The sequence below is a fragment of the Ruegeria sp. CDSC021 genome, assembly GCF_059610845.1.
The window spans coordinates 69,156-93,219 of record NZ_JBXWOK010000003.1; the positions used below are offsets into that span (position 1 = coordinate 69,156).

Sequence of the window (24,064 nt, forward strand, 5' to 3'; positions counted from 1 at the left end):
CGACATGCTGAAGGTTGCGGGCGCTATTGAGCGGCCTTCCCGGCGGCGACTATCTCGTTCAGATATTGGCTCAGGTCATCACGCAGATCGCTACGGGCCAGAGCAAAGGCAACAGTTGCCTGAAGGAACCCGGCTTTCGAGCCGCAATCAAATCGCTGACCGTCGAATTTATAGCCAAACACGGGCACACCGTTACAGATGTCTTCTGCGATAGCATCGGTCAGCTGAATTTCACCGCCACTGCCCTTTTTCTTTTGGTTGAGATTGTACAGCACTGACGGCCCCAGAATATACCGACCGATAACGGCCAGGTTCGAGGGGGCTTCTTCCGGCTTGGGCTTTTCAACCATTCCTCTGGCGCGTACCACGGAGCCGACGTTTTCGCCTACATCCAGAACGCCATAGGAACTGGTTTTTTCGTTTGGCACTTCCATCGTTGCGACCATGTTGCCGCCGGTTTCCTCATAGGCTTCGACCATCTGCTGCAGACAGGGTTTATCAGCAGCAATGACGTCATCCGGCAACATTACGGCAAATGGCTCGTCGCCGATCAGCCGGCGGGCGCACCAGACCGCATGGCCCAGACCAAGCGCCTTGTGCTGGCGGATATAGGCGATGGCGCCGCTTTCCATATTCGTTGCATTCAGCGCTTCAAGCAGGTCATCCTTGCCCTTGGCCTTGAGCTCTTGTTCCAGAACGAGGTTGTGATCAAAGTAATCTTCCAGCGCAGATTTGCCACGCGAAGTTACAAAGATGAATTCGGTAATACCTGCGGCGCGGGCTTCGTCGATTGCGTATTGAACCAAAGGACGGTCAACCAGTGTCATGATCTCTTTGGGGACGGATTTTGTCGCTGGGAGAAAACGCGTGCCCAATCCCGCAACGGGGAAAATCGCCTTGGTGACCTTGCGTACCATGTTACCTCTCAAATTCAATTCTTGCCCGACCGCGTAGGGCAGGCCGGGGTTTCCTATTAGGCTGCGCAGTCAGAACAATCAATGACATCGCGGCCGCAGTCTAAAATCTGACAGGAAGGTGCCACCGGGGGTAGGGGAAGTCAAAACGAACCGCCGTTTGATGCCTTTGAAACCCGTCATTTACCGGTGTTTTGTTGTACAATCCGGCCCTTCGTCCATTCATTGGCAAGAATACGCCAAGAATCGTCATGAAGTCGTGCAAAGCCGAACCTGTCCCCGAGGCTGTTCATGCGGCCTCGGGGATAGGGGATTTATGTGTTCGCCAGGATTGTCTCAAGCGGATCATGCTCGGCGACGAAATGGTTCGGGGCGACCTCGTTCAGCTGAGGCACATATTCGTTCTGACCGGCCGATAACCGACTGGGCAGGAACCTAAGCGCCGCCTTTGGATCCATCGGAGACGGCAGCTCGCCCGGCAGTTTCAGCCGTTGACGCTGCCGTTCCACATCCGGATCGGGGATCGGAACCGCAGAGATCAGCGATTTGGTATAGGGATGGAGCGGTTGCGAACAGACCACCTCACCATCGCCCAGTTCAACGATGCGGCCCAGATACAGCACCATGATCCGGTTCGACACCGCGCGCACAACGGACAGGTCGTGGCTGATGAAAATCATCGACAGCCCGAATTCCTGCTGCAGCTCTTTCAAAAGCTCTACGATCTGGGCCTGGATCGACACGTCCAGAGCCGAGACCGCCTCGTCACAAATGATCAGCTTGGGCTTGTTGATCATCGCCCGCGCGATCCCGACCCGCTGGTTCTGCCCACCAGACAGCTCGTGCGGATAGCGGTTGATCATGTTGGCCTGCAGGCCAACCCGCTCCATCATTTCGCCGACCATTTTCTTGCGCTCACGCTCTGTCAGATCCGGGCGATAGGTTTTCAGCGGTTCGGCGATAGAGGCCGAGATGGTCATCCGCGGATCGAGGCTGGCCAGCGGATCCTGGAACACAATCTGCAGGTCCTTGCGGTACTTGTTCAGCTCGGCCCGCTTTAGCCCGACTATCGGATGGCCCAGCCAGCTGACATTGCCACCGCTGGGTTCGATCAGCTGCAGAACCGCCCGCGCCAGTGTGGATTTGCCACAGCCGGATTCACCCACAACGCCCAGCGTTTCGCCCTTACGGATGTCAAAGCTGACACCGTCCACAGCTTTCAGCGGTACCTTGCGCCCGAACAACCCGCCCGACACGTGGATCGGGAAATGCACTTTCACGTCATCGACCCTAAGCAAAGGTGCGTCGGTTTCTTCCAGCGCTTTTGGCGCGTCACCGGCATCAATGCGCGGCATCGCTTCAAGCAGGGTGCGGGTGTATTCATGCTGCGGCGCGCGGAAGATCTCGCGTGTGTCCCCGGCCTCAACAAACTGACCCAGACGCATGACCTGAATGCGGTCACACATCCGTGCCACCACGCCCATGTCATGCGTGATCAGCGCAATGGCGGTGCCTTCGTCCTTTTGCAAGCGCACCATCAGGTCCAGGATGTCGGCCTGAACCGTCACATCCAGCGCGGTGGTTGGCTCATCTGCGATCAGCAGCTTGGGGCTGCACAGCATCGACATTGCAATCATGACACGCTGACGCATGCCCCCGGACAATTCGTGCGGGTATTGATCCAGACGACGGTTTGCCTCGGGGATGCGGACCCGATCCAACCACTCCAGACAGCGCGCTCGCGCGGCCGAACCCTGCAACCCTTCGTGAACCTGCAGAACTTCACGCATTTGCTGCCCGACCCGCAGATGCGGGGTCAGGGCGGTCAGCGGATCCTGAAAGATCATGCCGACGTCATCGCCCCGGATCTGGTTCAGCTTGTTGATCGGCAGATTCAGGATTTCCTTGCCGTTCAGCGTGGCCGATCCGATTGCACGACCCGCTGAAGGCAACAGCCCCATCGCGGCCATGAAAGTCTGGCTTTTGCCGGACCCGCTTTCGCCCACAATACCAAGGCATTCGCCCGGATTAATGTCAAAGCTGATGCCTTTGACGGCCTCGACCACACCATCGGGGGTGTCGAACTGGACGCTTAGGTCCTTAACAGAGAACAGGCTCATATCAGCGATCCTTTGGGTCCAGAGCGTCACGCAGCCCATCGCCGATGAAGAACATCGTGATGATAATGGCGACATAGAATGTCAGAGGGAACATCAGCTGCCAGAGGGTTCCGTACCCCATTGTGCCTGCCCCTTCAGCGATCAGACGGCCTAGCGAGGTATAGGGCTCCGAGATGCCAAGTCCGAGGAACGAGATAAAGCTTTCGGTCAGGATCATCTCGGGCACCAGAAGCGAAGCATAGACGATTACCACACCCAGCAGGTTGGGCAGGATATGGCGATACATGATGGTGAATTCGCTGACACCGGCGGCACGCGCGGCCTCGATGAATTCGCGGTTTTTCAGGGCCAGAGTCTGCCCTCTGACGATCCGTGACATGGTCAGCCAACCAACCGCGCCCAATGCGATGAACAGGGTAAAGAACGACCGACCGGCCACTACAAGCAACAGAATGATGATCAGAGTTGTCGGAATGGCCAGAAGGATATCGACGAACCGCATCATCGCACCGTCAAGGCGCCCGCCAATATACCCGGCGGCGATGCCATAGCAGGTGCCAACAATCAACGCGGTGGCCGCCCCGACAAGCCCCACCAACAACGATGTTGTTGTGGCCTGAATGACCCGGCTGTAAAGGTCGCGCCCCAGATCGTCGACGCCAAAGAAGTGCCCGGTCTCGATCGACGGCATTCCCATGCCACGGATGTCACCCATCACGTTCCAGTCGATTTCCTCATTGCTCCAAACGGCGAAATATGGGCCGAAGATTGTGAACAGAACGATCATCAGCAATATGAATACGCTCGCCATTGCGGCTTTGTTGCGGACAAACCGCATCCGCGCATCCTGCCAGAGGGAACGCCCCTGAACGGCCGTGAAATCGGTGATGTCCTCGGCCAGATGGGCGGCTTTTTGTGATTTTCCTAGCATTTTGTGCCCCTCAGTACCGGATTTTCGGATCGAACCAGGCATATGCCAGGTCGGTCAGCAGGTTCACGATCACTGTCAGCGTGCCGTACAGGATCGTGACCCCCAGCAGCACCGCATAGTCACGCGACAGGGCCGAGCCGACATAAGCCTGCCCCAGACCACCGGTCGAGAAATAGATGTCGACGAAAACCGATCCGGTCAGAACATAGACAAAGACCGGCCCCAGATAGGACACTACCGGCAGCAGCGTGGGCTTCAACGCATGGCGCCAGATTACGGTCCTGGTAGGCAAACCCTTGGCCCGGGCCGTGCGGATGAAGTTCGAGTTCAGAACTTCCAGCATCGACGAACGGGTAATCCGCGCGATCGACCCCATATAGGACGTGGCCAATGCGATGACCGGCATGATCAGATATTGCCACTGACCGCCGTTCCAGCCACCACCCGGCAACCATCCCAGCCACAAAGTGAAGGTCAGGATCAGGATCGGGCCCATGATGAAGTTCGGCAGCGCCTGCGCAGCGATCCCCAGACCTACGGCAAAATAGTCGATCCAGCTGTTGTGTCGGATGGCCGCGGCGATCCCAAGGCCAATACCTACGACACTCGCCAGCAGGAATGACAATGACCCGTAAGTGAGCGAGATCGGGAAGCCTTGCGAAATGATATCATTGACGTCCCGGTCCTTGAACTTGAAGGACGGGCCGAAATCGAAATGCACGACAATGTTGTACAGATAGTCCCAAAGCTGTTTCCACAGCGGCTGGTCCAGACCATAGCGCGCCTCGATATTGGCCAGCACCTGCGGCGGCAATGGCCGTTCCGAGGTAAACGGCCCGCCGGGCGCGTAGTGCATCAGAAAAAAACAGGCAACGATCAGCAACAGGATCGTTGGAACGGCGATCAGCAATCGCCGGATGATATAGGCAAGCATTTCATGCCCCCATTATTGGCTTTGCCCCGGGGTGATCCTCGGGGCAAAGCGTGGTCTAAGGAAGGTTATTCGGCGATCTTGTAGAGGTTCTTGGAGTACCAGTTCTGCTCTACGTTCTTGACCGGCCAGTTGCCGACATCGCTGTCCATCATGTAGACGCCAGCATAGTGATAGATCGGGATAACCGGAGTCTCTTGTGCAATGATCCGCTCAACCTCGGTATACAGTGGTGCTGCGTCATCTGCTGTCTTGGCCTGGGTCAGCAATTCGTCAACCTTGGAGTTGTTGTACTTGCCGTCGTTATAGCCGGAATCCGACTGCAACAGGTCCAGGAAGGTCGAGGCTTCGTTATAGTCGCCACACCAGGCGCCACGGGCCAGATCGAAGTTCTGGTTGCCGCGCTCTTCCAGGAACACTTTCCATTCCATGTTGGCCAACTCGACCTGTACGCCCAGTTTCTGTTTCCACATCTGGCTCAGTGCCACTGCGACTTTCTTATGGGCCTCTGATGTGTTGTAGACCATGTCAAAGCTCAGCGGGTTGTCGGGGCCAAATCCGGCCTCGGCCAGCAACTCCTTGGCCAGCTCGTCACGCTCGGCTTGCGTCATCGAAGCCATTTCGACCTCTGGGACGGTGAACCCAGCGGTTGCTTCGGGTGCGAACGTATATGCGGGCGGCTCACCACCGGCTTTGACGTTCTTGGTGATGATGTCGCGGTCAACTGCAAGAGACAGGGCTTGACGTACATTTGGGTTCTTGAATTCTTCCGGTCCGCTGTCAGACAGGTTGAATGTATAGTAATAGTTGCACAGGCGCGGGAAGCTGATGGCCTCTTCGGGGTGCTCTTTCTGTAGGCGCGGGAACTGACCTGCAGGTACTTCAGTGCGGTCCAGCTCGCCTGCAAGGTAACGGGTCAGGGCTACGTTTTCGTCGTTGATGACAAGGGCCACGACTTTTTCGACAATCGTATTGTCGTTGTCCCAATACATCTCGTTGCGCTCACGGACCGAGCGTTCCTGTGGCAGGTGTTCGGTTAGAACATAGGCGCCGTTCGAGACGATGTTTTCCGGCTTAGTCCAGGCGTCGCCGAACTCTTCGATCACCTTCTGCGGGGCAGGGAAGGTGGTGGAATGGGTGGTCATTTGCGCGAAATAAGGCAGTGCTGCGCTCAGCTTGACCTCAAGTGTGTGGTCGTCGATGGCGGTTACGCCCAGTTCGTCCACCGGCCTCTCACCAGCAATGATTTCGGCCGCATTTTCGATCGACATCAGTTCCATGAACCACGCATAGGGCGAGGACAGAGCGGGATCGACGGCACGTTTCCATGCAAAGACGAAATCGCCTGCCGTGACCGGATCACCATTGGACCATTTGGCGTTATCACGCAGTGTAAATGTGTAAACGTCCTTGGTATCGTTTGTGGTATAGCCGGTTGCGACGCCGGGCACCAAATTGCCGTCTTCGTCCTGGTTCATCAGGCCTTCGAACAGGTCGCGGACAATTTCCGCACCGGTAACGTCTTCAACAACCTGCGGGTCAACCGAACTGTGCTCATCCAGAACGCGATAGGTGAAAGTTTGATCATCCGCCAGCGCCTCGCCGGTTTCGGGATGGGTGCCGGCGGCAAATGCAGCGCCGGTGATCATGGTCGAGGTCAGTAGCCCCGCCAGAGATGTCCGAATGTATTTGTTCATATCTTTCTACTCCCATTTGTGTGGTGGCAAGGTACGCACATCCGTTCAGGATGGTCCCTGACCACCATGATTGTCCGACTCAGATAGACCGGGACTTGTTCGAATTTTGCTTTTTCAGATCGCAATGAACACCGCGTCGCAGTCTTTCGGTTTGCTGTCGGAAACGTAGTTGCGAAAGTCGCCTTTCACTGATGCAGAACGTGGCACTATTTCAAAAAAGGTTAAAGCCTTTGCGTGCAAAATGGCCAGGTGCGGCCGAAATCTAAAAAATTCCACGGGAGAATGGAAATATTATAATGATACGCGATGGTTTCTTGACATTTTTGTGAAGCTCTTGAGTAAGCGGTTGAGCGTTGACGCAAGGTCCGCTTTTGCGGCTTTCCAAAAATTGGCGCGAATCGCTATTGGGTTAGTGCCCGGACCATATGGGTCTGAGGAAAGCATGTGGCGGACTGATTGGTGGCCTCTTGCCAGCGCCCGATAGAGCGGCGTGTTCGAAAGCCCGGCAGGCCGTCAGCGCCGCCGACGTCATGGCCCATCTGTTCCAATGCGCGCTGCATGGCCGCTATATCCGATCGGTAAAGACCGCCGACTTTGTCCCACCGGCCGCGGAAATCCTGGACGCCATATTCTATCCTATCCCCAACATGGCCGACGAACAGCGCGTAGAGATCGCTTTTGTTGTATTCCTTCAGGACATAAAAATTGGGGGTGACAATGAAGGCCGGGCCATTGCGCCCGGCGGGCATCATCAAAAACCCTTGTCCCTGCATTTCTTGTTTTGGAAACGGCTTGCCAGATACACGGGTGATCCCCAACCCGGCCCAGTCGCGAATAGGACGGCCCTGATCCGGCCCTTCAAGGGTGCAGGAAACCGAAGACGGGACAGTTACTTCGAACCCCCAATCACGACCCGAGACCCAGCCATGTTGGTCGAGGTAGTTTCCGATCGATGAAATTGTGTCCTCGGCCGAGGTCCAGATATCCGCGCGCCCGTCGCCATTTCCATCGGCCGCATAAGTCAGGTAGTTCGATGGCATGAACTGCGGTTGCCCAAGCGCACCCGCCCAACTGCTTTTCATTTGATCCGGCGGTATGTGGCCAGCCTCTGCAATCTTGAGCGCGGCGATAAGCTCTGACGTGAAATATTCTGAGCGGGTGCTCATGAAACCTTTGGTGCCCAGAACCTGAAACGCATTATGCCGGATAGCCACCTGCCCATATCCGCTTTCGCGGCCCCAGATCGCCAGAATGACGCGCGCTGGTACTCCGGTATCGGATTCTACCTGTTTCAGTGTCGTGTTATAGCGCCGGGCCATCTTGCGTCCGACAGAAGTGGCCCCCTGAACCGAACCAGCGTTGAAATAGCGCCCGGGTGATCCGAACTCGGCCTGCTTTTGTTCCTTGGGAACCGCTGTTGCCGTACCCGGAGGAACCAGGTCTGGCAGTTTCCAGTTCAGCGTGACGCCGTTGAAGGCCCTGTTCATCGTGCGTTTTGAAACACCCTCGGATTTCGCCCGCGCCCAGACCGTGTGTTTCAGCCATGACTGAAACTGAGCCTCGGTCGCCGCACGATCCTGTGCTGTCGCACTTGTCGACAGGTAGCAAAGTCCAAGAGTAAGGATTAACCAACGCATTGTCCTATGATCTCACCTGCGATCTGCTTTAAGTCAACCTACCAGAACGGCGTTTCTGCCGCTGTGATCCGGGTGGCAAGATCAAATCTCGGGAAACAGGCAGAGCTGCGTAAAAATCCTTGTGAAAATTCAGGACTCTGCCGATAGTTGTCCCAATCAATTTTGAAATGAGGATGAACAGGCGTGACATATTCCAGACCGTCTTTTGCATCCTTGGTTGTCCTGTCTGCCGCCATAGCAGGTCTTGGCTTTGTGCCGGTTGCCGAAGCCAGCAACAATTTCTTGGACCCTCAGGGACCCGTCGCCGCCCTTCAGAAAAGCCACCTTTTACGGGCAACTGTTCTGATATTGGTCGCAGTTGTTCCGGTTCTGATCCTGGTGCCTTTGATTGCCATACGGTATCGAAGGCGAAAGGAGGGGCAGGCAGATTATCGACCGGAATGGGATTTTTCTGCCCGGTTGGAATTCCTCATGTGGGGTATCCCGGTTGTTATCGTGGCCATCCTCTCGTTTTATCTGTGGAAAGCCACCCATCGGCTGGACCCCTACGCGACTTCGTTCGGGGAAGACCCGGCGCTGAATGTGCAGGTTGTTGGTCTCGACTGGAAATGGCTGTTCATCTACCCCGATCTTGGTATCGCCAGCGTGGGTGAGATGGGCCTCCCCGTTAACCAACAGGTCGCTGTCACACTGACAACGGATACGGTGATGCAGTCCTTTATGATCCCGGCGCTGGCCGGACAGATCTATGCCATGCCGGGGATGACGACCAAACTGCACCTTGTCGCCGATAGGCCCGAAACGATGCAGGGCGAGAACACGCAATATAACGGGCGTGGCTTTACCAAGCAGAAATTCAAAGCGATTGCCATGGAGCCCCAGGACTTCAACGACTGGGCCGAGAATGTCCGGGCAAACGGGGTTCCGTTGAGCGCTGAAACATACCGAACCCTCGCCATGCGAACCGATCGGGATGAGGTGCAGGCCATGTTGGGCAATGATCAGATGCCGACTGATGCGCTGTATTTCACACTAGCCGATGGTGATCTGTTTCAGTCGATCCTGCACCGCTATGACGGGGCCACACCCTTGTCTGCCGATCAGCAACCGGGCACTGCCGAGTATGGTCAGGAGAAAACACAATGACCGATGTCGAGACTGGTTTTTTCGGCCGTCTAAACTGGGATGCTTTTCCGATCACCGGGTTGATCCAGTCGCCCAACGCAAATGAGATCGTGGCAAATGCTGCCGCTGGGATCGTGATTGTGGGCGCCATTGCCGTTGTGGGGCTGCTGACATGGTTTCGTCTGTGGGGGCCGCTGTGGCGTGACTGGCTGACCAGCGCCGACCACAAGAAGATCGGCATCATGTATATCGTCTTTGCCATCGTGATGTTGGCGCGGGGGGTTCTGGAAGGTGTCGTCATGCGCGCCCAACAAGCCGCAGGGCCGGGCGAAGGCTTTCTGGAAGCCGAGCATTTCGCCGAGCTTTTCAGTACCCATGGCACGATCATGATCTTCTTCGTCGCCGTTCCGTTTGTGTTCGGCGCCGCCAATTTCCTGATCCCGCTGATGATCGGCGCCCGCGACGTGGCATTCCCGGTGATGAACCAGATCAGCCTAGGCCTGACCGTGTCCTCGGGCATGATGCTGATGGTTTCCCTGGTGGTCGGAGAGTTCTCGACCGGGGGCTGGACGGCCTACCCACCCTTTACCGGTGCGGCCTTCAATCCCGGCGTTGGGCCGGATTATTGGATTTGGGCCATCGTCGTATCGGGGATCGGAACGACTCTGACCGGGATCAACTTTGCCGTTACGATCTACAAGATGCGCGCGCCGGGGATGCAGTTCATGCGGTTGCCGATGTATTGCTGGACGATCATCTGCAGCTCGATCCTGATTGTCTTTGCCATGCCGCCGCTGGGTGTTGCGGCGCTGATGCTGGCCGCAGACCGGTACTTGGATTTCCACTTTTTCACAAATGACCTTGGCGGCAACATGATGAACTATGCCAACCTGTTCTGGCTGTTCGGACATCCCGAGGTCTATCTGTTGGTCCTTCCCGCCTATGGTATCTATTCCGAGGTTTTTGCGACCTTCTCGGCCAAGCGCCTGTACGGGTACAACTCCTTGGTGATTGCAACGATGTCGATTGCGGTGCTGTCCTTCACGGTCTGGCTGCACCACTTTTTCACCATGGGCCAAAGCGCGCTGATCAATGCGGTGTTTGGGATTGCCACCATGCTGATCGCCATACCGACTGGCGTGAAAGTCTATGATTGGATGGCCACGCTGTTTCGCGGGCGTATCCGGTTCTCGGTCCCGATGCTCTATGGGTTGTCTTTCCTGATGCTGTTCGTGATCGGAGGGTTGTCGGGCGTCATCCTGGCCAATCCGACCATCGACTATCAGGTGCATAACACCCTGTTCCTGGTCGCGCATTTTCACAATGTGCTGCTGCCTGGCGTCCTGTTTGGCCTGCTTGCGGGATACAACTATTGGTTCCCCAAAGCCTTTGGCTTCCGCCTGAGCGAAGGCTGGGGACGGATATCTGTCGCGTTGTGGACCGTTGGGTTTATGTTGACCTTCCTACCGCTTTATTTTGTCGGCCTGATGGGGATGCCACGTCGATCTTACAGTTGGGAAGATCCCAGCTTTCACCCCTATATGATCGCCGCCGTGCTTGGGTCTTTGGTCATTCTCGCAGCGCTTCTGTCGATCATTGTCCAGCTGTGGGTCAGCATTCGAGACCGGGAAAAAACCCGCGTGCCGGTTGGCGACCCTTGGGATGGGCGCACGCTGGAATGGTCAATTCCGGCACCGCCGCCTCCGTATAACTTTGCAATCATTCCGCATGTGACCGACCGGGATGATTTTGCCGCCGCAAAAGAGCGCGGCAACGCCTATCCGTCCCTTGATGCCTATGAAGATATCCTCATGCCACGCAATACGGCGATCGGGTTCGGTCTGTGCGTGCTCAGCGGTATCTGGATGTTTGCGCTGGTCTGGTGGATCTGGTGGCTGGCTATTGCGACGACAGCCGCGATGTTGGCGGCCTTCATCGCCTGGACTTTCAGAACCGACACCGAAGAGTTTATTCCGGCCGAGCAGGTCCGCAAAGAGCATGAAGCCTGGCTTGATCTTGTGCGCGCATCGGTTCCGGTCAATCGCGATCATGAATACGCGCCCGAGAACCGCGGCCTAGCCCGTCCCGATCTGGAGGCCACTACATGAAACGCGCGCCGACACACAGCTATCCGGGCCTAAACTTGGGCCGACGGCATCCGGGAGCCGACAAGGCCAGCGAAGTGGTCACCTTTGGGTTCTGGGTCTTTCTGATGAGCGATCTGGTCTATTTCGGCCTGATGTTCGCGATCTATATCACCATGATCGACGCGCAGGCGGGTGGGCCCGGTCCGCATGAGCTGTTCGACCTGACCAGCATTTTTGCCCAAACCCTGATCCTGTTGACCAGCAGCCTTACAGTGGGCCTTGCGATGCTGGCGTTGAAATACAACCTGCCACGGCCCCGTATCGTGCTTTGGTTCGCGGTAACTCTGGTTCTGGGCCTCAGCTTTCTGGTACTTGAGATACGTGACTTTCTGGCTATGGCGGAAAAGGGTGGCATTCCACAGCGCAGCGGGTTTCTGTCAGCGTTTTACGGGCTAGTGCCGCTGCACGGGCTGCATGTTGCTGCGGGGTGCCTGTGGTTGATCGTTCTGGGTATTCAGCTGCGTGTGTTTGGTCTAACCGACGTTCTGATGTCACGGGTGGTTCGTCTGGCCCTGTTCTGGCATTTTCTCGACCTCATCTGGATCGGCATAATCACGATCGTCTATTTCGGAGGGCTGACCTATGGATAGGCGCAGCGAAATGCACCGACGTGAACGCCGCCGATATGTGATTGGCTATGGCGGATCGCTGCTGCTGACACTGGCGGTCTTTACCATTGCATATACGTTCGGGATCGAGACCAAGGGCGTTTATTTGTCGATCGGTTTGTTGGGGCTTGCGCAGTTGATTGTTCAACTGGTGTATTTCCTGCATATCGACCGTCGACGCAGCAGCCGCGAGGACCTGGACCTAGTCCTGTTTTCCACGATGGTTCTATTGATCATCATTGTTGGGACGGTCTGGATAATGGGGAATCTGGCGGTGCGGATGCATACCTATCCGATGTAGGTCCGGCTGCACCGGATCAGCGCATCGCCATCAGCCCAAGCCACAGCGCGCCCCAACACAGCAAGAGGCTCAGCACGATATTGCCCGCCGCCGTAGCGATTGTACGTTCGCGCCGCAGTTCCAGGGACTGGTAGGCAAAGCTGGAGAAAGTGGTGAAGCCGCCACAAAAGCCGAACACCAGGCGCTGTTCCTCCTGGCTGACGCCCGTCGGTCCACCCAGATACCCGACCCAAAGCCCAAGCAACAGACTGCCAAAGACGTTCACGATCAGCGTTGCCACGGGCAGGTCATGGCGAATTCGAATGGCGATCCAGTGCCGCAGAACCGCGCCCAGACCGCCGCCTAAACCAAACATTGCATGCAGGTAGAGATCGCTCACTCTGACGACCTCCGCGGGGAAAAGCGACGCCCGGAGGTTTCACCCAAAATCGCCGCAAAAAGACCCGCCACAATTTCCAAACCCGCTGCGGTTAGGGCAAGCCCGAAACTGACCTCTGCCAGACGTTCCAATTCCGCAACAAATGAGGAAAACGTAGATAAACCGCCACAAAACCCAACCGCGCCCAGATGCAGGACGTGCGCATGTACCCGGTGTCGGATGGCGTATAACAAGCCAAGCACAAAGCATGCGGCTATATTGATTCCAAAAGTCTCGGTCAGGATCGGCAGGCCCGAGATCCCGAGCGACAACGCTTCTCTGACCAGTGACCCAGCCGCGCCACCCGCGAAAACGGCACAGAACATGAGAGCCGTGGCCCATGCTGTTTGCGATTTTTTCACAGCCAATGATCCTGCCCGCGTTGCCCTGCCATCCGGGATACCGATTGGCGCGGCCGGGATCAACTGCGCATGGCGGATCACAAGTTTCACCATTTACGTGATTTCGGGCGTAAAGGCTTGCGTGCAATCGCGAATTTGTACCACGGTGACTCAGCTAACAGCCACAGTAGGAGAGCACGAATGATTATACGCAGACTCTATTACGTGTTGAGCCTCGTGTGCCTGCCACTGACAATCGTGGCCGGGTTTTTCTGGCCCCCGGCCCATTGGCTGCTGCTTTTCCTGATCCCATACGCGGTGGTCGGGCTATATGATATCCTGACCACAAGGCATAACGTGCTGAACAACTATCCGGTTCTGGGGCATTTCCGGTACATGCTGGAATTTGTCAGCCCAGAGATACGGCAATATTTTGTTGAAACCAACGAAAACGGCCGTCCCTATAATCGCATCATTCGCAGCCTGGTTTATTCCCGTGCCAAAGGGCAGGTTGATACCCAGGCATTTGGTACCCAATACGACATCCAAACCGTTGGATACCACAGGGCCAATCACTCGCTTGCGCCCAAACATGTGCCCGAAAGCGAAGAACGGGTGATGCTGGGCGGGCCGCAATGTTCCCAACCCTATAGTGCCTCGCGCCTGAACGTTTCAGCGATGAGCTTTGGTGCCCTCAGCGCCAATGCAATCCGAGCATTGAATGGTGGGGCAAAGGATGGAGGTTTTGCGCATAATACGGGTGAGGGTGGTCTGTCGCCGCACCATCTGGCCGAAGGTGGCGATATCATCTGGCAGATTGGCACTGGGTATTTCGGATGCCGCGCACCGGATGGCGGGTTCGACAAAGACAAATTCACCGAAAGAGCCAGGAACGAGGTCGTCAAGGCGATTGAAATCAAGCTGTCGCAAGGGGCCAAGCCCTCGCACGGGGGGGTGTTGCCTGCGGCGAAGGTGGATGAAGAGATTGCGCAGATACGCGGAGTTCCCCTGCATCAGGACGTGATCTCTCCGCCAATTCATTCCGCATTTGACGGACCTACCGGATTGATGAATTTCGTTCAGAATCTGCGCGAGATGTCCGGTGGCAAACCTATTGGGTTTAAGTTGTGCATTGGTCGTCCGTCCGAGTTCTTAGCGATATGCAAAGCCATGCTGGAAACAGGCATCCTGCCTGATTTTATCACCATTGATGGTGCCGAAGGCGGCACGGGCGCGGCCCCTGTAGAATTCACCAACCGGTTGGGCATGCCTTTGAACGAGGCGTTGATTTTCGTGAATAACTGTCTACGCGGTGTGGGTTTGCGCGATAAGATCCGCATAATTTGCTCGGGCAAAGTCGCCACAGGCTATGACATCATCGAGAAATGCGCGCTTGGGGCCGATATGTGTAATGCGGCAAGGGCAATGATGTTTGCAGTGGGATGCATTCAGGCGCTTCACTGCAACACAAACCGATGCCCCTCTGGCGTGGCCACACAGGATCCGGTCCGAGGCCGCGCTGTGAATGTTCCGCAAAAAAGACAACGGGTACATCGCTATCACGACGCGACATTAGAGAGCTTTCGCGAGTTGCTGGGCGCCATGGGTAAGGAAAAGGTCTCCGAACTTCACCCTTCGGACATCCTTCGGCGTACTGCAGATGAAAGAGATCGCTCTTATGCTGAACTCTATTTGCATCTTGAAGAAGGCGCTTTGCTGAAGGCTCCGCTTCCGGATGAATATGCTGAGGACTGGAATCGCGCATCGGTGGATCATTTCTGATTTTTTTGTGTGCATTGCCAAGGATTGATGTTTTTGGTTCGTCTTACCCATTGTGATGCGCATGAAAACATCGGATGAGAATCTGGCAAAGGCCGCTGCTGCAGGGGACGCTGATGCGTTTGCCACGCTATTGGCACGCCACTACGACAGGGTCTTTCGGTTGGCTTTTCGACTGACAGGACGCGCGGATCAGGCCGAAGATCTGACGCAGGATATATGCGCCGCCTTGCCGTCAAAGATCGTAGGTTTTCGTGCCGAAGCCCGGTTTACGACATGGTTGTACCGTGTTGTTGTCAATGCAGCCGAGGATGCACGCCGTCGCGCGACCCGTCACACGCGGGCGGCCCACGGCTGGGGGGATGTGGAACAGATGCGCCGGGCCGAGGTGCAGGAAACGGCCGAGGCTGTCGATTGGTTGCAACGGGCCATGCGGTCCCTGCCGCAGGACTTGCAAGACACTCTGGCCCTGACCCTCGAGGATGAGATGACCCATGCAGAAGCTGCAGAGGTGCTGGGTGTTTCCGAAGGGACAGTGTCCTGGAGGATGTCAGATATCCGCAAACGGCTGCGCGCCTTGCGGCAAGAGGAACTGGCACAATGACCGATGAACTGGACAAGCTGAAGATGCTGATGGACGCCGCCACGCCGACCCCGGATGCGTCGCGACGGATTGAAAATCTGAGCCAGGCGCAAAAAAAATTCGATAATATCCAAGGATCGACCTCTGCGCGACGTCCCACTGTCAAGCGCGGCCTCATAGCCCGCCTGACAGAAGGAGCGAAAGCCATGTTGAATGCCCTCTCTTATCGCGGTGCCCTGACCGCTACCACCGCAGTTGCTGCTGTGGCTCTGATTGTGATCTTGCCGCAGACGCGCGACGAAGTTGTTGCGCCACTGCCCTGGTCCGAGGACCGCGCCGACGCACGGCAGGAGTCTGACCTATTGGTGGCGGATATGCCCGAGGCCAATCTCGAAGAACCAGTTGTTGAGGCGCCTGTTGTGATTGAAGAAACAATCGCACCTTCCGCCAAGAGGCAGGGGGCCGTTGCGCAGCTAGGGGCTGCGGACCTTTTACAGAGCGCGCCGGCATCGGCGGTCGGGAAATTTGACATTCAACATGAGACTGTTCCCGCGCCGGAACAGAATACCGAAACTTTCGCGAACGCGGACAGCAACTCGCTGAAGATCACGACGGACGAACCGGTTTCGACTTTTTCGATTGATGTAGATACCGCCTCTTACGCCATTGTTCGGTCGTCTTTGATGAATGGCTATCTGCCGCCCAAGGATGCGGCGCGGGTTGAAGAGATGGTGAACTATTTCCCCTATTCCTACCCAGCGCCTGATGGGGTGGAACCGTTCCGTTCTACGATCACCGTGACACCGACGCCTTGGAATGAGGGGACGCAGCTTGTTCATGTCGGCATCCAAGGGGTCATGCCCCAGATCGAAGACCGTCCTCCATTGAACTTGGTTTTCCTGATCGACACATCGGGCTCAATGCAGGATGCTAACAAATTGCCGCTGCTGAAACAGTCTTTCAGGTTGATGCTGTCTGAACTCAGTCCGGAAGATCAGGTTTCGATCGTCACCTATGCGGGAAGTGCCGGGCAGGTTTTGCCACCGACCGCGGCAGCCGAAAAGATGTCCATTCTCTCAGCCCTCGACAGGCTCGAAGCCGGTGGCTCGACAGCGGGGCAGGCCGGGTTGCAGCAAGCCTATCAAGTGGCAGAAGGTATGGCTGCGGACGGTGAGGTGACCCGCGTAATTCTGGCCACCGATGGCGATTTCAATGTGGGTCTGTCAGACCCTGATGCCCTGAAGGATTTTATCACCCGCAAGCGCGACAGTGGTACATTCCTAAGCGTTCTGGGTTTTGGCCGAGGCAATCTGGACGATGCCACCATGCAGGCTCTGGCCCAGAACGGAAACGGGCAGGCGGCATATATCGATACGCTGGTTGAGGCGCAAAAAGTATTGGTCGATCAACTTACCGGGGCGCTTTTTCCCATCGCCAACGACGTCAAAATCCAGGTCGAGTTCAACCCGTCACAGATCGCTGAATACCGTCTGATCGGTTATGAAACCCGATCCCTGCAGCGCGAGGACTTTTCAAATGACAAAGTGGATGCTGGTGATATTGGAGCAGGTCACACCGTAACGGCGATCTACGAGGTCACGCCAGTTGGTTCCGATGCGATCAGAAACGGCCCGTTGCGGTATGCTGAACAATCCATATCGGATGATTCAGTGGAAATTGGTTTCTTCAAAATGCGTTACAAGCTTCCTGGTGAAGATCAAAGCAATCTGATGGAGCAGCCTATTTTACCCGGACAAGGGACAGTCACGGATGACATCCGCTTTTCCTATGCGATTGCAGGATTTGGTCAGTTGCTTCGGGGCGGAGGATATCTTGGCGGCTGGTCCTATGCGGATGCCATTGATCTGGCCACGCTGTCCCGAGGTGAGGATTCTTTCGGATATCGGGCTGAAGCTGTCACCTTGATGCGTCTGGCCCAGACGCTGGCTGAGTAAGGCCCGGGCTTGGGAGTAACTAGAATGACCTAGGGTTGTTGGCTGTATGGGTACTAATTCTACGAATGCTCCATTCGACAGCATCCCGCATGGTTTTACCCAGAGCAACGTCAAAGGCAGTAACCAGATCTTCGGTCTGGTTACTTTTGGCAATTACGTTCTCTTGGAACGAATTCGATGCGATGATTTTGTCGTCGAACTCGTCCACGATCTTGATATTCATGCGGACTTCGACGCGTACGGTCGAGCTTTCACCATCCTGGTTAACGACAATGCCCTGAAACTCGCGTAGATCGGGAACAATCACATAATCCGGACGAAGCCCCACGGTCGAACGACCCACGGCGGATACCCGTCCGCTGTTTTCATAGCTTTCGACCAAAAGCGCCTGGACGATCAGCGGCGCGCGATCCACCCATCTGGCACGCGGCAGATATTGAACCTGCAAAGGTGTCGGCTGAACTGCAATTTGATCGGTATTTACCGCGGCAGTCGCGGTTGGCTCTTGGACCACGATCTGTTTCTGGATGCGCGGCAGCGAAGAAGAAAACGTGCTTTTGGGTGTCAGCAGATAGAGATCATTGGGTTCTGAGGCCTGCCGCAGCGTTTCCAGTCCGGTACACGCCCCCAGAGACGCCAAAACTGCGGTCATTATCAAATGCCTGATCATTGACGATACTCCGATGCTTGGGTCCCAAGAAGGAAACGGGCGGGGTCGCGTTCAACTTTGTCCACCAGACGATCAAGGCTGATCACCAGTCGTTGGGATTCTTCTATGAAACGCGTGAATTGTGGCAGGCCAACCCGCATGAAATCGGACAGTTGACGGCGATTGTCCTGAACGATGCCGTCGATGGTTCCCAAAAGTTCCGAGGCCGATTTGGACGCGCTGAGGATATCGGCTGAAATATCATCAAGCCTGTCTGTCACTTTCGTCACCGTGGACGCCACTTGGTTGGCGGCATTGCGGACATCATCCATGACGACGCCGATATCTTTGTTGATCACCTCATTGGCCGAGTCAAATGCGCGTTCAGCTGAGGTCAAAGTGCCCTTTGCTGTTTCCATCGTACCAGTGACGGAGCCGAGCGTTTTGTTTGCGTTCACGAAAGTCTCGGAAACCGTGGCCAGCGCGACGCGCCCATCTTCGGTCAGGACCGTAAGGTGGTCTGCCAGGGTCGAGGCCCGTTCGATGAAGGGCTGCAGATCCTGCTGCATGATGCGATCTGCTGCGTCAAAAGTATCTTTTGCGCTGTCTAGGGCCGATACAGCCGTGTCGGATGCGGTTTTCAGGCTATTTAATGTATTTGTTCCGGCTTCCAGCGTTGTTTCTGCGGTGTCTGCCAATTTTTCGAGGCGTTTTGAGAAGGCTGAAATTTCTTTAGCTGCGCCACCCAAATCTGAGGACAAGTTTTCGAAATCTGCAAGGGTTTTGTCCAGCCTTCCGGTGGCCGAAGATACGTTCTCCAGAATCTGAGATACCTGCTGGCGGTTCTTGTCATCCACCACCTTGTCGATATCCTCGATCAGCGTAATTGCCTTTTCCAACAGTTTAGGGGCACCTTCGAACAAGGACTGGATGGTGCTGCGTTTGCTTTTGATAAGGCTGTCCTGCTCTAGTCGTTTGGCCGATGCCGAACCTCCGGTCAGTTCCACATAGCTGACCCCAGTGACCCCAAGCGATTGTAACTGGGCGACGGTATCCTCGGTCACCGGGATACTTGCGTCTACTTCAATGCGGACGCGCACTTTGGATGGGTGCTCGTCATCCAAGTTAAGGGAGATTACCTGCCCGACTGGCAGTCCGTTGTAACTGACGCCACCTGCCGCAGACAGGCCCGAAACATTGTCGAACAGTACATTGTAATAGGCGTATTGCCGGGAAACCTCGAATTTGGCCAGCCATAGAAAAAAGCCAAACGCACCCAGTATTCCAGCCAGGGTGAATGCACCGATCAGGATATAATTTGCTCGGGTTTCCATGGGTGTTACCTGTCCTGACCCTTTTTTTGTGCTGCGCGCGCCCGGGGGCCGGTGAAATATTCTTGGACCCAAGGATGATCGACTTTGGTCATCTCTTCAATCGGACCATCAACCAGAACACGTTTTTCTGCAAGAACTGCGATCCTGTTGCAAATCGCATAAAGGCTATCCAGATCGTGCGTGACCATAAACACAGTCAGACCCAGCGCTTGCTGAAGCTCGCCAATCAGGTCGTCATAAGCAGCGGCGCCGATGGGATCCAAACCGGCCGTTGGCTCATCAAGAAATACGATCTCAGGGTCCAGCGCCAGCGCGCGCGCCAAAGCGGCACGTTTGCGCATCCCGCCCGACAGTTCGGACGGGAATTTGCCACAGCTCAGCTGCGGCAGTCCGACCAAGCTGATTTTCAGACCGCCAAGCGCCGACATAAGGCTTTCACTAATTCCTGTATGCTCGCGCAGTGGGGCTACGACATTCTGCAACACGGTGAGCGACGAGAAAAGCGCGCCGTCCTGAAAGGCGACGCCCCAGCGGCGTTCGATGCGCCGCCTCTCTTGTTCGGGGCCGTTCAGGACGTCGACGCCCAGAACTTCGATGCTTCCCGCGGCCGGTTTGTTCAGGCCGACGATGGTGCGGAGCAAGACGGATTTGCCCGTGCCCGAGCCGCCGACAATGCCCAGTACTTCGCCCCGCCAGACATCCAGATTCAGATCCTGGTGCACGATCTGCGGTCCGAACCGGTTGGTCAGATTGCGGACCCGTATCACCGCCTCGCGCTGGGTGTCGCCAATCGGCATCTGTTCGCGGGCTACACCGTCCATTTCAGACCCCCAGTACCGAGAAAAAGATCGAGAACATGGCATCCAGCGCGATCACCAAGAAGATCGCCTGGACCACGGACGCGGTGGTTCTTTGCCCAACACTTTGTGCCGATCCTTTGACCTGTAAGGCCTGCCAACAGGCGATGATACCGATGACCAGCGCAAAGAACGGTGCCTTGATCATACCGATGGCAAATTGCCAGATGCCGGTGTTTTCCTTGAGGCGGGTCACGAACATTCCGGGGCTGACTCCAAGGTCGATCCAGCTCATAAGACCGCCGCCAATCAAGGCGGCGATATCGGCGATGAACCCTAGGATTGGCAGCATGATCAGCAACGCCACAACGCGTGGAATGACCAGAACCTCGATCGGATCCAGGCCCAGCGTCCGCATGGCATCTATTTCTTCTTGCACCTTCATCGAGCCGATGGAAGCTGTAAAGGCAGATCCCGAGCGACCCGCAACAATGATTGCCGTCAACAAAATGCCCAGCTCACGCAGCACAGAGATCGAGATCAATTCGACCACGAATATCTCGGCCCCGAACTGCTTGAGCTGCGTGGCCCCCTGAAATGCTAGTACAACGCCGATCAGAAAACCCATAAGGGCAACGATCGGAATCGCTTTCAATCCGGTTTCTTCCATCTGCGATACCAGCGCAGCCCGCCGCAGCCGCCGCGGCATCAAGATTGTGCGGACCAGCCGGTGTAGCGTCAGGCCCAGAAACTCAAGCAACGACAAGCTGTCTTTCCAGCCACCGACTGTACGCTCGCCGACACGTGCCACCCAATCCAGAAAATCTGGCTTTCCGGGATCAGGGGCGGATTCGTCCGGCATGTTGCGGGAAACCGTTTCGATCAGCGCGGAATGCGCGGCGGTTGCACCGTGCAGCTCTACTTGCCCGCCGCTGGACTTCACCTTGCGGACAAGGCCGGCAATCAGCCAAGCCCCGCCAGTGTCGAGTGCCTTAACGCCTGTCAAATCAACTGTGACCGTTCCGCCGTTGGGATGGAAATTCGCGAATTCACGCTCAACCATATCCAGAGACTGGGTGTGAAGATCACCCGATATCTGCAGGTGAACCTGATCCGTATCCAGGTCAGTTGTGAATGTAGGCGGGGTCATGGGGGTATCTGATGTGAATCTGCATGGTGCTGCAACGGGTTTTTGTCACGCTTCAAGTATTTAGCCATCAGGCGATGCAAGATGGCATTCATCGCAAGAATGATGGTTTGAGCTTGCAAAAGGCTTGTTTCGGCAACCAGTAGTGTTATTCTTTGCGCAGGTTTTTTGTTTGGTTATTATGGTTGTGTTCAATGTCTGATCATCACGCGAAGGTAGAAGTCGAAATCGGGTCCGAACGGGGCTTTGGTTACGTCTTCACCGCTGTCTTCTTAATTATCGCTCTTTGGCCCTTGTGGGGCGGAGGGTCGGTGCGCCTGATCCCAATGGTTATCGCCGGGGTTATTCTGGCTTTGACAGTTTTTGCACCCGCCACTCTGAAGGTGCCGAACCGGCTTTGGTTCAAACTCGGCATGCTTTTGGGTGCGATTGTGGCCCCAATCGTCATGTTTTTGGTGTTTGTCACTACGTTTGTCCCGTTTGGGCTGGTTACGCGCCTGTTGGGAAAAGACCTGCTGTCACAGAAACTGGACAGTTCATCAGATAGCTACTGGATTGTTCGTGAAGAGCAGCCCGGCAGCATGAAACAGCAATTTTAACAAGGGAGTACCAGGCGTGACATTCGTATCCGAGCTCTGGTCATTTATGAAAGTCAGAAAGAAATTCTGGCTGTTGCCCATTCTGATCGTTTTGGGTGTGTTTGGTGGATTGATCGTGTTGAGCCAAGGCTCGGCGATTGCACCTTTCGTCTACACGTTGTTCTGATCACATGGCATACATTTTAGGTATTTCGGCGCTGTATCACGACAGCGCAGCGGCGTTGCTTTGCGACGGCAAGATCGTTGCGGCCGCGCAGGAAGAGCGTTTTACACGGCGCAAACACGACCCCGGATTTCCGGTAGAAGCCATCAATTACGTGCTGGCCGAATCGGGGGTTGCGCTTGAAGACGTCGACAATGTGGTTTTCTACGACAAACCGTTTCTAAAATTCGAACGGTTGATCGAGACTTACATTGCGGTGGCGCCACGTGGGTTCAATTCCTTCCGCATGGCAATGCCGGTCTGGCTGCGAGAGAAGCTGTTTCTCAAGGATCTGCTTGCAAAGCAGCTTCGCAAAATCGACCCGGAATTCAATCTCGAAAAACTGCTGTTCGCCGAGCACCACATCAGTCACGCGGCCAGTGCGTTCTATCCTTCGCCCTTCGAAGACGCGGTCGTGCTGACTGTCGATGGAGTCGGAGAATGGGCAACCACCACCGTGGGTGTTGGTCGCGGTAACGAGCTGACCATGGTGAAAGAGTTGCATTTCCCGCATTCGCTGGGTCTGCTGTATTCTGCATTCACCTATTACACCGGGTTCAAGGTGAATTCTGGTGAATACAAGGTCATGGGCTTGGCGCCCTATGGCGACCCCAAATACAAGGATCTGATCCTTGAGCATCTTGTCGACCTGAAAGAGGACGGTTCGTTCCGCCTGAACCAGAAGTATTTCAATTATACAGCTGGTCTGACCATGACGAGCAAAGCGATGGAAGAGCTGTTCGACCAACCGGTTCGAAAAGCCGAAACCGACCAGCTGACGCAGTTCCACATGGATATTGCCGCGTCGGTTCAGGCCGTGACCGAAGAGATCATGCTGCGGATCACTCGGGACCTGGCGAAAGAGCATGGTATACGCAACCTCTGCATGGCCGGAGGCGTTGCTCTGAACTGTGTCGCGAATGGCAAAATCCTTCGCGATGGCGCCTTCGACAATGTTTGGGTGCAGCCCGCAGCGGGTGATGCGGGCGGGGCGCTGGGTGCTGCCTATGCGGCCTGGCATCAAGAGCTAGCGCAGCCGCGGCAGGTGACCTCGGGTGATCAGATGCTGGGGGCCTATCTTGGTCCGCGTTATGAAGATGACGACATAGCGCAAGAACTGGCGGCGGCCGGTGCGAAGTTTTCCACCTATGAAAATGGTGAGTTGATTGACCAGACGGCGCAGGCGCTGGCTGACGGTAAGGCTGTTGGTTGGTTTCAGGGGCGGATGGAATTCGGTCCGCGTGCGTTGGGTGCCCGCTCCATTCTGGGCGATCCACGGTCAGCTTCGATGCAGAAAACGCTGAACCTGAAGGTCAAGTATCGCGAAAGTTTCCGCCCATTTGCCCCATCTGTTCTGCGCGAAGACGTAGCCGATTGGTTCGAGCTGGATGGCGATAGCCCTTACATGTTGATCGTGGCGGATGTGCAGGAAAAAATCCGGCGCAAGATGACCGAGGAAGAAGACGCTCTGTTCGGGATTGAAAAGCTGAACGTCAAACGATCTGACATCCCTGCTGTGACCCATGTTGATTATTCTGCCCGTATCCAGACAGTTCACCAAGAGACCAACCCAGCCTATCACGCGCTGATTTCAAAGTTTAAAGAACTGACCGGATGCTCTTTGGTGGTGAACACTTCATTCAATGTGCGCGGCGAACCGATTGTGTGCACGCCCACCGATGCGTTCCGCTGTTTCATGGGAACGGATATCGAGGTCCTGTCCATCGGGAACTGCCTGTTGCGTAAGGAAGATCAGGATCCCGCGCTTAGGGAGAATTACGAGACAAAATACGAGCTGGACTAATCTGTTGCGCAAGCGGCGGAACCGCGACACAGTCTGCCCCTGAGA

At 55.8% G+C, this 24,064-nt stretch carries 22 protein-coding genes; 10 read left to right on the top strand and 12 right to left on the bottom strand.

Annotated elements, in window-relative coordinates; all coding sequences use genetic code 11:
• Nucleotides 1-23 precede the first annotated feature (23 nt).
• From galU to AC2FGB_RS07295, 6 genes are all read right to left on the bottom strand, one after another.
• A complete protein-coding gene (gene galU / locus AC2FGB_RS07270; RefSeq protein ID WP_496693785.1) occupies nt 24-917 on the bottom strand; it encodes a UTP--glucose-1-phosphate uridylyltransferase GalU in 894 nt (297 codons plus the stop codon).
• A 311-nt stretch (nt 918-1,228) separates the two neighbouring features.
• Nucleotides 1,229-3,034 carry an ABC transporter ATP-binding protein gene (locus AC2FGB_RS07275; RefSeq protein ID WP_496693784.1) on the bottom strand — a complete coding sequence of 602 codons (1,806 nt, stop codon included), beginning with the start codon at nt 3,032-3,034 and terminating at the stop codon, nt 1,229-1,231.
• Nucleotide 3,035: 1 nt separating this feature from the next.
• On the bottom strand, nt 3,036-3,965 hold the full coding sequence (locus tag AC2FGB_RS07280; protein ID WP_142639834.1) for an ABC transporter permease subunit: 930 nt from the start codon (nt 3,963-3,965) through the stop codon (nt 3,036-3,038).
• Nucleotides 3,966-3,975: 10 nt separating this feature from the next.
• Nucleotides 3,976-4,899 (bottom strand): oligopeptide ABC transporter permease OppB, encoded by a 924-nt coding sequence (gene oppB, locus AC2FGB_RS07285; protein WP_142639832.1) that lies wholly within the window; start codon nt 4,897-4,899, stop codon nt 3,976-3,978.
• Between the two features lie 65 nt (nt 4,900-4,964).
• Complete coding sequence (locus AC2FGB_RS07290; protein ID WP_496693783.1) at nt 4,965-6,593, bottom strand: peptide ABC transporter substrate-binding protein; 1,629 nt, start codon at nt 6,591-6,593, stop codon at nt 4,965-4,967.
• Between the two features lie 401 nt (nt 6,594-6,994).
• Nucleotides 6,995-8,230 carry a lytic murein transglycosylase gene (locus AC2FGB_RS07295; protein ID WP_496693782.1) on the bottom strand — a complete coding sequence of 412 codons (1,236 nt, stop codon included), beginning with the start codon at nt 8,228-8,230 and terminating at the stop codon, nt 6,995-6,997.
• A gap of 183 nt (nt 8,231-8,413) precedes the next feature.
• Here AC2FGB_RS07295 and AC2FGB_RS07300 point away from each other — a divergent pair, with 183 nt between their 5' ends.
• From AC2FGB_RS07300 to AC2FGB_RS07315, 4 genes are read left to right on the top strand one after another with little or no spacing between them, the layout of a single operon-like run.
• Complete coding sequence (locus AC2FGB_RS07300; RefSeq protein ID WP_496693781.1) at nt 8,414-9,376, top strand: cytochrome ubiquinol oxidase subunit II family protein; 963 nt, start codon at nt 8,414-8,416, stop codon at nt 9,374-9,376.
• The gene (locus AC2FGB_RS07305) at nt 9,373-11,463 is read left to right on the top strand and encodes a cbb3-type cytochrome c oxidase subunit I (RefSeq protein ID WP_281995131.1); all 2,091 of its coding nucleotides are present in this window, start codon (nt 9,373-9,375) and stop codon (nt 11,461-11,463) included. Before AC2FGB_RS07300 ends, AC2FGB_RS07305 begins: the two co-directional genes overlap by 4 nt.
• Nucleotides 11,460-12,092, top strand: a complete 633-nt coding sequence (locus AC2FGB_RS07310; protein ID WP_142639822.1) for a cytochrome c oxidase subunit 3 — start codon at nt 11,460-11,462, stop codon at nt 12,090-12,092. The genes AC2FGB_RS07305 and AC2FGB_RS07310 overlap by 4 nt, the downstream gene beginning before the upstream one ends.
• Before the next feature lie 10 nt (nt 12,093-12,102).
• Nucleotides 12,103-12,411 carry a cytochrome o ubiquinol oxidase subunit IV gene (locus AC2FGB_RS07315; protein WP_496676890.1) on the top strand — a complete coding sequence of 103 codons (309 nt, stop codon included), beginning with the start codon at nt 12,103-12,105 and terminating at the stop codon, nt 12,409-12,411.
• 16 nt (nt 12,412-12,427) lie between these two features.
• Here AC2FGB_RS07315 and AC2FGB_RS07320 read toward each other — a convergent pair whose 3' ends face one another.
• Both AC2FGB_RS07320 and AC2FGB_RS07325 read right to left on the bottom strand, forming a co-directional pair.
• Nucleotides 12,428-12,790, bottom strand: coding sequence for a fluoride efflux transporter FluC (locus AC2FGB_RS07320; protein ID WP_281972876.1), 363 nt, complete (start codon nt 12,788-12,790; stop codon nt 12,428-12,430).
• The gene (locus tag AC2FGB_RS07325; RefSeq protein ID WP_281995129.1) at nt 12,787-13,284 is read right to left on the bottom strand and encodes a fluoride efflux transporter FluC; all 498 of its coding nucleotides are present in this window, start codon (nt 13,282-13,284) and stop codon (nt 12,787-12,789) included. The genes AC2FGB_RS07320 and AC2FGB_RS07325 overlap by 4 nt, the downstream gene beginning before the upstream one ends.
• A gap of 87 nt (nt 13,285-13,371) precedes the next feature.
• Here AC2FGB_RS07325 and AC2FGB_RS07330 point away from each other — a divergent pair, with 87 nt between their 5' ends.
• The 3 genes from AC2FGB_RS07330 (at nt 13,372) to AC2FGB_RS07340 (ending at nt 17,487) form a co-directional block, all read left to right on the top strand.
• Nucleotides 13,372-14,952 (top strand): FMN-binding glutamate synthase family protein, encoded by a 1,581-nt coding sequence (locus AC2FGB_RS07330; RefSeq protein ID WP_496693780.1) that lies wholly within the window; start codon nt 13,372-13,374, stop codon nt 14,950-14,952.
• Between the two features lie 61 nt (nt 14,953-15,013).
• Nucleotides 15,014-15,553 (top strand): RNA polymerase sigma factor, encoded by a 540-nt coding sequence (locus AC2FGB_RS07335; protein WP_142639814.1) that lies wholly within the window; start codon nt 15,014-15,016, stop codon nt 15,551-15,553.
• Nucleotides 15,550-17,487, top strand: a complete 1,938-nt coding sequence (locus AC2FGB_RS07340) for a vWA domain-containing protein (RefSeq protein ID WP_496693779.1) — start codon at nt 15,550-15,552, stop codon at nt 17,485-17,487. Before AC2FGB_RS07335 ends, AC2FGB_RS07340 begins: the two co-directional genes overlap by 4 nt.
• Before the next feature lie 19 nt (nt 17,488-17,506).
• Here AC2FGB_RS07340 and AC2FGB_RS07345 read toward each other — a convergent pair whose 3' ends face one another.
• From AC2FGB_RS07345 to AC2FGB_RS07360, 4 genes are read right to left on the bottom strand one after another with little or no spacing between them, the layout of a single operon-like run.
• The gene (locus tag AC2FGB_RS07345; RefSeq protein WP_246097221.1) at nt 17,507-18,139 is read right to left on the bottom strand and encodes an ABC-type transport auxiliary lipoprotein family protein; all 633 of its coding nucleotides are present in this window, start codon (nt 18,137-18,139) and stop codon (nt 17,507-17,509) included.
• A gap of 14 nt (nt 18,140-18,153) precedes the next feature.
• Entirely contained in the window at nt 18,154-19,470 is a 1,317-nt protein-coding gene (locus tag AC2FGB_RS07350; protein ID WP_142636429.1) for an MlaD family protein, read from the bottom strand.
• A gap of 5 nt (nt 19,471-19,475) precedes the next feature.
• Nucleotides 19,476-20,291, bottom strand: a complete 816-nt coding sequence (locus tag AC2FGB_RS07355; RefSeq protein ID WP_281995126.1) for an ABC transporter ATP-binding protein — start codon at nt 20,289-20,291, stop codon at nt 19,476-19,478.
• Between the two features lies 1 nt (nt 20,292).
• Entirely contained in the window at nt 20,293-21,417 is a 1,125-nt protein-coding gene (locus AC2FGB_RS07360) for an ABC transporter permease (RefSeq protein ID WP_496693778.1), read from the bottom strand.
• Between the two features lie 191 nt (nt 21,418-21,608).
• Between AC2FGB_RS07360 and AC2FGB_RS07365 the strand changes: the two genes are divergently transcribed.
• Genes AC2FGB_RS07365 through AC2FGB_RS07375 form a run of 3 tightly spaced genes read left to right on the top strand, consistent with a single transcriptional unit; the run spans nt 21,609 to nt 24,019 of the window.
• Nucleotides 21,609-22,013 (top strand): SxtJ family membrane protein, encoded by a 405-nt coding sequence (locus AC2FGB_RS07365; RefSeq protein ID WP_281972881.1) that lies wholly within the window; start codon nt 21,609-21,611, stop codon nt 22,011-22,013.
• Between the two features lie 16 nt (nt 22,014-22,029).
• Nucleotides 22,030-22,179 (top strand): DUF5989 family protein, encoded by a 150-nt coding sequence (locus AC2FGB_RS07370; RefSeq protein ID WP_142636421.1) that lies wholly within the window; start codon nt 22,030-22,032, stop codon nt 22,177-22,179.
• 4 nt (nt 22,180-22,183) lie between these two features.
• A complete protein-coding gene (locus AC2FGB_RS07375) occupies nt 22,184-24,019 on the top strand; it encodes a carbamoyltransferase family protein (protein WP_496693777.1) in 1,836 nt (611 codons plus the stop codon).
• Nucleotides 24,020-24,064 lie beyond the last annotated feature (45 nt).